The organism is Dyadobacter beijingensis DSM 21582, assembly GCF_000382205.1.
In the GTDB taxonomy this organism is placed as follows: domain Bacteria; phylum Bacteroidota; class Bacteroidia; order Cytophagales; family Spirosomataceae; genus Dyadobacter; species Dyadobacter beijingensis.
Genome location: NZ_KB907788.1, coordinates 511,002 through 523,194, shown reverse-complemented (window position 1 = coordinate 523,194; position 12,193 = coordinate 511,002). Strand labels below are relative to the sequence as shown.

8 protein-coding genes are annotated in these 12,193 nt (G+C 55.0%); 4 read left to right on the top strand and 4 right to left on the bottom strand.

The features are described 5' to 3' along the window. The first annotated feature begins 135 nt into the window (after window positions 1–135). From H144_RS0115690 to H144_RS0115675, 4 genes are all read left to right on the top strand, one after another. Window positions 136–1,032 carry an ABC transporter ATP-binding protein gene (locus H144_RS0115690; protein WP_019943036.1) on the top strand — a complete coding sequence of 299 codons (897 nt, stop codon included), beginning with the start codon at window positions 136–138 and terminating at the stop codon, window positions 1,030–1,032. Further along, complete coding sequence (locus H144_RS0115685) at window positions 1,026–4,559, top strand: ABC transporter permease/M1 family aminopeptidase (protein ID WP_019943035.1); 3,534 nt, start codon at window positions 1,026–1,028, stop codon at window positions 4,557–4,559. The genes H144_RS0115690 and H144_RS0115685 overlap by 7 nt, the downstream gene beginning before the upstream one ends. A 60-nt stretch (window positions 4,560–4,619) precedes the next feature. Next, window positions 4,620–5,465: a helix-turn-helix domain-containing protein gene (locus H144_RS0115680; protein ID WP_019943034.1), complete on the top strand. Its 846-nt coding sequence runs from the start codon at window positions 4,620–4,622 to the stop codon at window positions 5,463–5,465. A 69-nt stretch (window positions 5,466–5,534) separates the two neighbouring features. After that, complete coding sequence (locus H144_RS0115675) at window positions 5,535–6,185, top strand: HD domain-containing protein (protein ID WP_019943033.1); 651 nt, start codon at window positions 5,535–5,537, stop codon at window positions 6,183–6,185. On the opposite strand, the gene H144_RS0115670 is transcribed toward H144_RS0115675, so the two are convergent. The 4 genes from H144_RS0115670 to H144_RS0115655 all read right to left on the bottom strand — a co-directional run bounded on the left by H144_RS0115670 (window position 6,168) and on the right by H144_RS0115655 (window position 12,175). Next, window positions 6,168–7,250 (bottom strand): NAD(P)H-dependent flavin oxidoreductase, encoded by a 1,083-nt coding sequence (locus H144_RS0115670; protein ID WP_019943032.1) that lies wholly within the window; start codon window positions 7,248–7,250, stop codon window positions 6,168–6,170. The two genes, H144_RS0115675 and H144_RS0115670, sit on opposite strands and share 18 nt — an antisense overlap. Before the next feature lie 90 nt (window positions 7,251–7,340). Next, window positions 7,341–7,919, bottom strand: a complete 579-nt coding sequence (locus H144_RS0115665; RefSeq protein ID WP_019943031.1) for a Crp/Fnr family transcriptional regulator — start codon at window positions 7,917–7,919, stop codon at window positions 7,341–7,343. Between the two features lie 50 nt (window positions 7,920–7,969). Further along, entirely contained in the window at window positions 7,970–10,462 is a 2,493-nt protein-coding gene (locus H144_RS0115660; RefSeq protein ID WP_026350727.1) for a hypothetical protein, read from the bottom strand. Between the two features lie 42 nt (window positions 10,463–10,504). Then, the gene (locus H144_RS0115655; RefSeq protein WP_019943029.1) at window positions 10,505–12,175 is read right to left on the bottom strand and encodes a RagB/SusD family nutrient uptake outer membrane protein; all 1,671 of its coding nucleotides are present in this window, start codon (window positions 12,173–12,175) and stop codon (window positions 10,505–10,507) included. Between the last annotated feature and the right edge of the window lie 18 nt (window positions 12,176–12,193).

Sequence of the window (12,193 nt, the reverse complement as noted above, 5' to 3'; positions counted from 1 at the left end):
GGTGATATTGGTAAAAAAAGCCCGAAATCGCGCGGGCGAACGCCTTCGTCACATACCTGGCTACCTTGCTCATTATTAATTGAATACGGCGCCCATGACATCCATATTTGAAGCCGGAACTTCAAAAGCCATGTCATGCAACGAATAATAATCGAAAACCTCTCCAAAACCTACCCCAACGGCGTCCGCGCCCTGGACGGCGTGTCGCTCCAAATACCGAACGGGATGTTCGGGTTGCTCGGGCCCAATGGCGCGGGCAAATCGACATTTATGCGCATCCTCGCCACGCTCACCCAGCCCGACAGCGGACGGGTGACCTTCGACGGCCAGGATATCGCCCGCGAACCCAACTGGCTGAGAAGCAGGCTCGGTTACTTACCGCAGGATTTCGGCGTATATCCGGGCGTATCGGCTGAACATTTACTCGACCACCTGGCCGTATTGAAGGGGCTTACCCGCAAAACCGACCGGCGCGAACAAGTTGCGGCGCTTTTGCAGCGGACCAACCTCTACCAGTACCGCAGGCAGGCCGTTAGCACGTTTTCAGGCGGAATGCGCCAGCGATTCGGGATCGCGCAGGCATTGCTCGGCAACCCACAGCTGGTGATCGTCGACGAGCCCACGGCCGGGCTCGACCCTTCGGAACGGCACCGATTTCACGACCTGCTGAGCGAGATCGGGGAGCAGATTGTGGTCATACTCTCGACGCACATTGTGGACGACGTGCACGACCTCTGTCCGCAAATGGCCGTACTGGCCGCTGGCCGCGTCGTTCTAGAAGGCAAGCCCGAAGTCCTGACACATTCCCTGAAAGGCCGGCTATGGCGAAAAACCGTGACACCGGCAGAGCTAATCGAGCTCCAAACCGCCGTCCGCGTTATTTCCACGCGCAGGGTCGCCGGGCGCATTCAGGTGCACGTGTATGAGGGCGAGCACCCCGGGGAAGGTTTCGAAGCATTCGATCCGGGACTGGAAGACGTCTATTTTGCCACGCTCGCGGGCATGGGGAGAAAGGAGGAGCTGCCATGCTGACCGCCGCACTCTGTTTCGAATTGGGTTATCATTTCCGGCAGGTCACCTTCCGGATAGCCGCGTTGCTTTTCCTGATATTGGGCATCATCATGCCGTTCGGCAGCTTTGGCGGCGATGAAATACACCGGAATGCACCGTATGTGACCAATTTCATCATTTGTCTGCTCGCACTTTTCACCATTTTCGTGAGCACACTCGCGTGCGCGGCGGTGGTCCTCCGAGATTCGCAGCATCGTATGGAAGCGCTGATTTTCACGACCAGCATGGGCCGCCTGCCCTATTTCGCAGTCCGGCTGGCGGGATTGCTGGGCGCCGTCTTCCTGATCATCTGCCTCGCCGCGTTGGGCACCATGATGGTAACGTTCCTGGCCCCGGCAGACCTGCTCGGGCCTTTTCATTTATCATATTACCTGGCGCCGCTGCTTACATTCGGCCTGCCGGGGGGCGTGTTTGGTTGCAGCATCGTGTATGCGACAGCGCTGCTCACGCGCAATGCGCGTCTGGTTTACACCGCCGGTGTTTTAATATTCATTAGCTATTTTACGGCTTCTATTCTCGGCAATTCGCCGGTCATGGCCGGGTCCGTTCCCGCCCCGGGCGGCCCGGGCTGGCTTTCGGTGCTGATCGACCCCTTCGGTCTGACGGCGTTTTTCGGAGAAACCATGAACTGGCCCGCTTGGCGGCGCAACCAGGAGCTATTTCCGCTAACGCCAATATTCATCGCCAACCGTTTGCTCTGGACCGCCATTTCCCTCGCATTGCTGGGGCTTGCTTACAGCCGGTTCCAATTCAGGGTTTTGGTGGAAAAAGAAAATAAGACGGGCCGCGCACAGCCACCTGAGATGGCAAACGCTATCCCTTATCGCGTAATCGGTCATTGCATTAATGAGCGAAGCTATCAACGGCTGGCATTCTGGCGAATATTCAAACTTGAAACAAGAACGCTCTTCGGGCCGGTCATAACGGCGCTGATCTTTGCATTGTGGGTGTTTTTCAATGCCGTCGAACTGTTCGAAAACCTTTCCAACGGCCCCTACGGCGTACGGAGCTATGCTACGAGCGGAATCCTCGCCGAACAGCTCACGGCCGTTCGTCCCGCATTGCTGCTCATCATTTTTTACGCTTCCGAATCGATTCACCGGGAGAATACAACGGGAATCCATCCGCTGATTTTCTCGACGCCGGTTTCAATGACGGTTTTTGCCCTGGCCAAATGCGCCGCATTGATCACCTGGATCGCGGCGCTCATCACCGTGCATATTGCGGTAGGAGTAGCTGTGCAATGGTTTTCCGGGTTTGCGTTTTTGGAATGGGATACCTATTGCTCGCTCTACTATTACGCAGGCTTGCCTCTCGTGCTTTACGCGATCCTGATCGTATTCATCCAAACCGCCGTGCGCAACAAATACCTCGGAATGCTCATCAGCGGGCTCGTGATCGGTGTTATTATTTTTGGTCGAAAATTCGGGCTGGAAAACTACCTGGCACGCTTTGCCACCGCTCCCCGCCTTCGCTATTCGGATTTCCACGGATTTGGTCACAGCGACGGCTCGTTTGGCTGGTATATGCTTTACTGGACGCTGATCGCGCTCGCATTCGCGGCGGCAGCCACGCGTATTTGGCCGGGTGACGCACAGGAGAGCTGGCGCGCACGCATACGTACCAGCCCCACGCCCGCGAGGCGAACCGTCGCATTCATCGGGATTTGTCTCCTGCTGGCCATCGGGACGGGCATTTATATACAATACCAAACAGGCTATTCGGCGCATAACCGCACCGGGTCGGCCGATGCGGAATGGCAGGCACGGTACGAACGCAAATACAAACCGCTTGAAAGCCAGCCGCAGCCGGTCGTCACGGCTGTCGACCTGCATACCGACCTTTTTCCAGACGAGCACTACTACACGGTGAAGGGTTCTATGAAGGTTAAAAACAAATCAAAACAGCCCATTACCCGGCTCTGCATCGGTATCGACCCTGATATTGAACTGCTGAAACTCATTCCCGAACACGCCTCGCCGGAATCCGCAGACGAAACCTTCGGGCAGCATTGGTACCGCCCAGACAGGCCGCTCGCGCCCGGCCAGGAGATGACCATCCATTTCGAGCTTCGCGCCGACCGATCTGCATTTAAGACATTCAACAGCGAGAATGCGGTAGCCCAAAATGGCTCCTACATCGAATTGGAAAAATACCTGCCGCATTTCGGGTACCGGGCAGCTTACGAAATCGAAGACCCGGAGCAGCGGCGAGCAAATGGCCTACCTCCCCGCAAGAACTTACTATCGACCGATCACCGATACCATTTTATTCACTTTCAAAACACTATCTCCACGAAAACCGGGCAACACGCAGTGACCGTGGGCACGTTGGCCAAAAGTTGGGAGCAGGCTGGACGCAGCTATTTTCATTACAAGTCCAAAGAACCGATCCCCTATATGTTCGCATTGAGTTCTGCCCGCTATGCTGTCAAAACAGAACATTACAAAGGCACGACATTCCGTATTTACCACCATCCCCAACATCCGGAGAATGTTCCGACCATCCTGCTAGCCATGAAAGACGCCATCGACTACGGCAATGCAAATTTCGGCCCGTACCCGCACCGCGAGCTCACGCTGGCCGAAATCCCGCATTATCCCGGCTCCGCTACCGCCTATCCCGGCGTGATTTTCAGCCAGGAACGGGCCAATTTCCGAGGCAATTTCAGCGACAGCGCGGGTTTTAACTTCACCTACGCCACTACCGCGCACGAAACGGCGCACCAGTGGTGGGCAGGACGGCTGGCAGCCCCGGCGGGCCCCGGAGACGCATTGCTGACCGAATCCCTCGCCAAGTACACCGAGGCAATGGTGACCGAAAAACGGTTTGGTAAAATGCACCTGCGGCCGTGCCAAGTGAAGGATTCGCAGCTCTATTTCGCCTACCGAGGTGCTTTCGGTGAAAAGGAGAAACCGCTTTGGCTAACCACCGACCAGCCTTTCGTACATTATCAAAAAGGCGGATTGGTCCTATTCCGCCTCAAAGAAACACTCGGCGAAACCCATTTGAACCGCGCATTGCGGGGACTGGTCAACAAGCATGGCTATCCCTTGCAAAAACCGGATGCCACCGACCTGATCGACGCATTAAAACGCGGAGCGAATCCGGCACAGGTAAGGCTGATCGACCAGCTTTTCAGGAAGGTGATTGTATTTGATAATGCGATTAAAATACTGTCAAACAAATCATTACCCAACAAGCAGCAGTTACTGACCCTTGAAATCGATGTACGTAAAACAGACGAAACATCCGGCAAACCTGTGCCGCTGATACCGGATGACAGCATTGATATAGCGGTTTTTAACCAGGCCATCACGCCGGATACCGGACTCCCAAAATCCATTTATCTGCAACGGCATCATTTTTCGAAAAACCGGTCGGTGCTCCGCATTGTGGTGCCGCGAGGGCCGGTGACGGTCATGCTCGATCCGCTGTCTTATATGCTCGATCTGAGCGATCAGAATAATGTCGCGGTATTAAAGTAATGCCGGGCGGAACTTTGGAAAGTGGATTCTTCTTTTCCATTTATTACCGCCCGCATTCGCATGGAACTCGCATTTGAACAGGATATTAAGGACTCTTTTCGCGTCAGTCATTTCACGCAAAACGAAAGAATTACACCCATACCTGAACGCCTGGCGTATCATCGGATCCTTTTTGTAGCCGAAGGGTCCGGTGTGATCGAGATCGACGATGCACGGTTCGAACTGAGGAAAAAATCGCTTTTCCTACTTTCAAAAGGGCAATTATTAAGATTCCCCGAAAGGACCGTATTGACCGGCTATGAACTAAGTTTCGGCGATTGTTTCTGGGAAAAAGCGCCGGACAGCGCCAGCAACTGCAAGGCCGTGCTGTTCAACAATGCGGCTGAAAATCAGCAGCTAATTGTGAATGAAGTTGCATTCGCGGAATTGAGTTTTTTATTTCAAACAATGCATCATGAGTTTGAAAAGAAAGATTATGTGAACAAAATCGACGCGCTGGCGGCCTATTTGAAAATTATGATGATCAAGATCGCGAATATCAATGCGGAGGCGGGCGCGGGATTTGATAATTACGAAAAACAACTCTACCGAAGCTTTATCGAGCTTGTCAGCCGGAAATACCGCGAAATACATGAAGTAGCGGAATATGCGCAGGCGCTCAATATTCCGGCGAGGAGGCTTTCGGATATTTGCAGGCGCTGTGCTGGCAAAGGGGCGAAGGAAATTATCAACGGGCAGATCGTCGCGGAGGCCAAGCGGTCGTTGCAGTTTTCGTCGCAGCCGGTGAAGGAAATCGCCTATTACCTGCATTTCAGCACGCCTGAGCAGTTCAGCCATTTTTTCAAGAAGAATGCACAGATGTCGCCCCAGGATTACCGCACGCGCTTCGTCAATTTTGGCAGGTGATCCGCCAAATCTGACATTCCCCGGCGCGGCGCACAGACCTAATTTTGTAAAAACAAAAAACACAAAACTATGTCTGTCAACGCATTGCAAACCATCGCGGGCATCCGCATACCCGATAGCAAGCTGGCCAACGACGCCACCGACCTGCTCCTCGAACACGGTACCGAGTTTATTTACAACCATTCATTGCGGGTATTCCTGTTCGCTTCATTGAACGGCAACCGGGAAAAACAGGTGTACGACCCCGAACTGCTCTACATCAGCGCCGTTTTCCACGACCTGGGCCTCACGCCACATTACAGCAGCCCCGACAAACGGTTCGAGGTAGACGGCGCCGATGCCGCCCGCGATTTCCTGAAAAGCAACGGGTTACCCAAAGAATCGATGCAGCTCGTATGGGACGCCATCGCATTGCACACGACCATCGGCGTGGCCGAGTACAAGGAACCGGAGGTAGCACTACTGTATTCCGGCGTAGGGCTCGATGTGATGGGCGAAGGCTACGAGCACCTCAGCACCGCCGATCGCGAGGCCATCATTGCCGCTTTTCCGCGCAACGATTTCAAGAACAGGATCATACCTACATTCTTCTCCGGTTTTGCGCACAAAACGGACACGACATTCGGCAATATCAAAGCCGACGTATGCGCTTACATGATCCCGAATTTCGAGCGCAAAAACTTCTGCGACTGCATTTTACATTCACCGTGGAGCGAATAGGTAGTTGGGCACTTCTTCGACGATCGTTTCAAAGAGCTTTTTCGCGCTGGTATGCTTCAATACCGGCGCGATCTGGCCGCCCCAGAACATGATCAGGTCGTATTGCTGCTTTTCCGTGGCGGCTTTGCGGAGCGGTACGATAAACTGGTTTTGCAATGGGAACGGCAATAGTTCGTCGTTGTGGCCGGCAATAGTTTCGGTATAACGGCTGCGAAGGCCCCTGCCCAGGCGGCCCGTCGATACTTTGGTCAATGTCGTGTAGCGCGCTGCGTCCGAGTGCAGGAGATTGCGGTGGTAGGTGCTCGCGCCGGATTCTTCGGTCGCCAGGAACGCGGTACCGATCTGCACGCCTTCGGCGCCGAGCGTCAGTGCGGCCGCTACACCGCGGGCATCGGCTATACCCCCGGCGGCTACCACGGGCGTTTTTACCTTGTCGCGGATCTGTTGCACGAGTACGAATGTGCCCGCGAGCGACGCCTCGGGCGATTCCAGGAACGACGGCCGGTGACCACCCGCTTCGAAGCCGGAAGCGATAATGACATCCACGCCCGCATTGTCCAATGCAATAGCCTCGTCGAGCGTGGTCGCATTGCCTATGAGTTTAATGCCTTTTTTACGAAAATCTTCCAGGATAGTTTGCGACGGCACACCAAAAATAAAGCTGAAAACCGGCGGTTTGGCGGCCAGCAATGCATCTACCTGGTTTTCAAAACGGGATGGGTAAGCTTTCGGTTTGGCCGGCAGCGGCGCGCCCAGCTCGTCGAAAAAGGGTTTTACGAGCGCGGCGGCTTTCGCGAATTGTTCGTCGGAAACCTCCCCGGCGGGAAAATCGGTGTCGGAGATCCAGAGGTTAATGTTATAGGGTTTGTCGGTAGCTTGTTTCAGCTCTTTATCCAATGCAACGATCTCGTCGGGCGTGAGCATGTAAGCGCCGTAGCCGCCCATTCCGCCGAGGTTAGAAACCGTCGAAACGAGTTTGACAGACGACAGATTTCCCCCGAACGGGCCTTGCAATATCGGATATTCGATTCCCAGCGTGCGGGAAACACGGTTTTGGTTCCACATAATCCAGGTTCGCGGGCGGTAAGTGAAACCCGCTGCGCAAATTAAGCAGAGAAAACAATCGGTGTTGTGTGACCTATGTCACATTTTGCATTAACGCGAAGCATGGTAAAGCCTGCTCACGGTCTCGCGCGACACGCCCAGGTACGAAGCGATGAGGTGCTTCGGAACGAGTTGGAAAAGCATCGGATACTGGGCCAGCAGATCTTCATAACGTTGTTTGGTGTCGTTGGTCATAAACGATAGCAACCTTTTCTGCAAAGCCGCGAAGCCCCTGTTGGTACGCCAGCGAAAGAAATGCCCTATTGCCTCGACTTCGTGGCACATTCTTTCCCTGTCGTCCGCGGAAATCGACAGTACCTCCGCATTGGAAACGCAATCCACCATGACGGCCGCCTTGCAATGGTTATACAAAGCCATGTAATCCGACGCCCACCACGTAGGCATGGCGAATTGCAGGATGGTCATTTTGAGTTCGTCGTTCAGGAAATAGGTTTTCAGACAGCCGCTCAGCACGAAATACTCGCGCGTTACCGCGTCGCCTTCGCGTATGAGCGTTTGCCCTTTCCGGAACGATTCGTGTTTGAAGCAAGCATAAAATCCGTCGAACTGCGCATCGGTCAGTTCGACGGATTTGGTTAAATGTTCTTTCAGGATTTGACGGGCGTCCATTTCGGATGTGTTTCAGTCCTGAAATATAAATGTTTGCCTGAAATTATAGGTTACCGGTATTCGAGCCAGGCTGTTGCTTTGCAGGACTTGTCAGCCGTGAACCGTACCCACCGGGCGGAGAAATTTTTCGGAAATGCAAATGAAACGGTCTGTCCCGGCTTCACCGTGAACGATTTGTAAGCCATCCAAGGCCCGTTACCGATTGGGTCGGCTTCGAGGGTAAAAGTCACGGCCTCCTTCGCATCGTGCGAAAGTTTAAGGCTTTTTTGATCGTAAAAACCGATCAGGTAAGGGTCCGAGCTTTGCGCTGCATTCACCTGCGTATCTTTCCACGGGCCGCCATGGCCGGTCGGTTTACCGAGTTTCCAGAGATCGTCAATCGCACCAGCCCATACCGCCGCTTTTTTGTCGTCCGAAACAATGATGTGCTCGCTGTTCTGCATCGCTTTCGGGTCGATGCCGGTCATCACCAGCAGGCCGCGGTAGGATGCATAATCGTGAATGCGCAGGTTGTGCGAGGAAACAGGGCGGATTTTGGCATAACCATCGGCATTCTCAGCCGGTAACTCGTAAAATGTGCCGTGGCAATTGAAAAGGTCGCGCTCCGTAGCCACCTCGCGGCAAATGCGCAGCGAAGCCTCGTTGGTAAGGCCGGTGAACGCGTCATTGCCCAGCGGTAACCGCCACCGGCGGCCCTTATCGTCGACCACCAGCACCGACGATGCCTCCACAGTTACGACTTGTTTAGGAATAGCGAATTTGGTTTGGATAAATGCATGTATTTTGGCATCCTCCTGTCGGGTAAGCTGCATATTACGGTCGAGCTCGTAGTAACCGGCGTCAACGGGCTTCGTCCCTTTAAAATCCGTCGCCGCCACACCCAGTACCCGCCTGTTTTCGCCCAGCCCGTACAGTAACCCGCCGTGGCTGGCAGTCGCTCCCGTATTGCTCAGCCCTTTGAAAATCGCATCCGGCGTACCCGCACGACGGTCATCCGAAGTGTAATTAAAATGAACCGTCGCCGTCGTGGCTTTAACGGACCTGACCCGGACCCATTCGCCGGCATCGGCGTTGCTGAATGCTTCATTCGAAGCCATTCCGGCACCGACTTTCAAGGTTTTCAGCACTGTCCATTCTCCATTACCCTTTTTATCGACCTCCAATACAAAATCCGTTTCGCTATCGCCCTCGTTGCGTATCCACACGCCGCGGTGCGCCCATCCCGCAAAGAGAAACGGCTCGGAGGTTTGTCCGGCTTTAACGGCCTCATTGAGCCATACCGAGCCTTCCGCCGCATTGGGGCCCAGCTGGTCGGGCAGGTCAAGGGGGGTAAACCAAAGATTGGAATTGGATTGTCCGGGACCTTCTATCCCGCCCTTGGCCTTGCGTTTGTTCAAAAACTCGCGCTGGGCGGAATCGTCGCAGCCGAAAACGAGCTGCCCGTTCCAGCGGGTAAAATCTCCTATTACTTTCAGATAAGCCGAGCGCGGACGGATACCGGCGCTGTTCTGCGAGTTGAACTGCCCCGGAAATTTCCAGAACATGCCGTGCATCGTCATCAGGTAATCGGGTTGCTGTACGGTACCCACGTCGCGGATGCGCGGCCATTCGGTATTCCAGCCGTGGGCGCCGTCGTAGGCGTGGCTGGCTTTCGGCAGGCGATAGAAAGTCCATTTACCGTGATCGCGCACACCCAGCAATACCGATTTATGGTCCCAGCCCGTCGCCCAGATCGGGTCCGTGGCAGGGTTGCGGTTGCCCTCGATGCCCCCCGGCCCGGTTACTTCCACAAACTGGTTGCGGCGGACTACCTTCCAGTTCTTCCCGTCCCATTCCGACAGCGATCCCGATTCGATATCGAACTGTATTTCTGCCTTCCGGCCCGGCTCGCCATTGTTGGAATACACCGCTACGCCTTGCCCCGAATAGAAGCCCTTCCCGTGCGTGCCCGGAAGCAGGCCCTTGGTTTGGTAGGTCGCTTTGTTCGTTTCCTTGTCACGGTCGACGTTGCCGTCTTCGTACAGCATTTTGGGGGCAAGCGTTTTTACATCCACTTCATAAAAACCCTCCTCCATCGTGCCGTAGAGGATTTTCCCGGCAGGATCGGTGAGGTGCCGCGCATTGCCCGTATGGCGGCCTGGCATGGCTCTGCCTTCGCCTCCTTTGTACGGGATTGTGCGCACCTCGCCTTTGCTATCGATGGCATACGGCCCGATAAAAAGCTGGTTGCTTTCGCGGTGGATCATCCGGTTGGCGGGTGTACCGCCGATGCTCTCGGGGCGGACCGTTTGTTTCAGGTCCGTGCCGATCTCGTACAGCTTGTCCGAAGAGCCGAACGGCAGGTGCGGGCCGTAAGTAATTGCCCAAAGCTTCCCGGCCCAGCGCACCACGGCACCGGTACCGCATTCACCTTCATTGTTATACATAGCCAAATGGGGGTAAATGCCGCTGTACGAAGGTTGTTTGGACTTTTGCGCAAACGTCGGCTGGGCAATACACATCACGGAGCCGGCCACAAGCGCCCACACTCGATTTCTTTTCATCGAAAGACTCATAGGTTTGAAAATCAATGGGAAAATTTAAGATTAATATCCGGCATTCTGTGTGATATTCGGGTTCACACGCCGCTCTACGGCAGGAATCGGCCAGAGGTATTGCCGGGACTTGTCGAAACTGCGCTGGGAAAGCACTTTTACATCGGTACCAAAGGCGGAATAATCACCCAGGCCGTCGTCGTCGAGGGGCGTTACGCCGGGGAAGGGCCATTTGGCGCGGTTCTGCGCCGCCGGGTCGGGCAGGCCTATTACCGGCGTCGACAATGCCTTTTCTGCCAGTTTCCACCGGATCAGGTCCATGTACCGCAGCCCTTCGCGGGGGAACTCTACGCGGCGCTCGCGGCGCAGCACTTTGCGCAATGCGGCCGCATTGGCGCCGGTGATGGTGGGGTAAGCATTGGTTTGGTCCACACTCACCCCATAAGCCCGCGCCCGGATCTGGTTAACAGCGTTCAAAACGCTTTCATCGATCTCTCCAAGCTCCATTTTGGCCTCTGCGTACGTCAGGAGCATTTCGGCGTAACGAATGACGATCGCGTCGTTGTCCTCTACCAACCGGTCGGGCCAGGTCTGGTCGATGCCTTTTTTCCAAAGCAGGCCTGTGAAACTCGCAAATGCGGCCACGGCACGGGTATCTTTGTTGGGGACCCGGCGGTTTTCCTTCGAACTGAACACCGTTAGGGAATCCGGATGCGGCATGTAATTATAACCCAGCCACTGCGTGTTGAACTCCACGATGGTCGCCGTCAGCCGCGGGTCACGGTTTTTAAAAGGCGCCTGGGGATTGTACAACGGCGATTCGTCGATCGGCTTCCCGTCCGTACACTCGTAGGCGTCCATGATGTCGCGGGTGGGCAGCTGCGCACCGAACCCGCCGGCATTACGCGAGATATTGTCCTGCACATAACCGGCCCCATTGAAAACCTGCTGCTTTTCATCGCGCGGCACGCTGATAATGATCTCCTTGCTCGTTTCTCCCGCTTTTAAAAACAACTGCGAATAGCTGCCGTGCAATGCATATACGCCCAGGTCGATCACCGCTTTGGAAGCATCGCGGGCGATCTCCCATTTACCGGCATACAACGCAGTACGCGCCTTGATCGCCAGCGCAGCACCTTTCGTCAGCCGTTTGGTTTCGGAAGCACCGTAAGAAACGGGCAGGTTGGCAATGGCAAAATCCAGCTCGTCGAAAACGAATTGCAGGATTTCTGCCTGGTTTTTCCTGGAAATGTCGTAGGAATCCTCCAAGGCTACCGGATCGGTGAGCAGCGGGACATCGCCGAAATGCGTGATCAGCCGTGAATACTGGTAGGCGCGTATCAGCCGCATTTCCGCTTCGAGGCGGAGCATTACCGCTGCCGGAGTGTTTGTGGCGGCGCGGTCTTTGTTGGCAATGAACGAATTGACCCGGGCGATGGCTTTGTAGGAATTGAGCCAGAACGTTTGCACATTGGCGTCGTCGGCATTCATCGTACCACCGATCACGGCATTGGTCAGTTGCCCGCGGTGCCATTCGTTGTCGCTGAACAGTTCGTTGTCGTTGCCCCAGAATGCCAGCCGGTACAAATCATTTACGGCGAGTTCGAGCTCTGTCTGGTTGGAATAAAATGTGCCCGTGGAGGCTTCCGATAGCGGGTTCAGGTCCAGGGTGTGGCAGCCCGTCGTGCCGGCGAGAAGCAGCAGGAATAGCGTCTTTTTCATATGTTATAGGTCAAAAAG

Coding starts and splice junctions, on each gene's coding strand:
- H144_RS0115690 (WP_019943036.1), top strand. CDS start 136: ATGCAACGAATAATAATCGAAAACCTCTCCAAAACCTACCCCAACGGC.
- H144_RS0115685 (WP_019943035.1), top strand. CDS start 1,026: ATGCTGACCGCCGCACTCTGTTTCGAATTGGGTTATCATTTCCGGCAG.
- H144_RS0115680 (WP_019943034.1), top strand. CDS start 4,620: ATGGAACTCGCATTTGAACAGGATATTAAGGACTCTTTTCGCGTCAGT.
- H144_RS0115675 (WP_019943033.1), top strand. CDS start 5,535: ATGTCTGTCAACGCATTGCAAACCATCGCGGGCATCCGCATACCCGAT.
- H144_RS0115670 (WP_019943032.1), bottom strand. CDS start 7,250: ATGTGGAACCAAAACCGTGTTTCCCGCACGCTGGGAATCGAATATCCG.
- H144_RS0115665 (WP_019943031.1), bottom strand. CDS start 7,919: ATGGACGCCCGTCAAATCCTGAAAGAACATTTAACCAAATCCGTCGAA.
- H144_RS0115660 (WP_026350727.1), bottom strand. CDS start 10,462: ATGAAAAGAAATCGAGTGTGGGCGCTTGTGGCCGGCTCCGTGATGTGT.
- H144_RS0115655 (WP_019943029.1), bottom strand. CDS start 12,175: ATGAAAAAGACGCTATTCCTGCTGCTTCTCGCCGGCACGACGGGCTGC.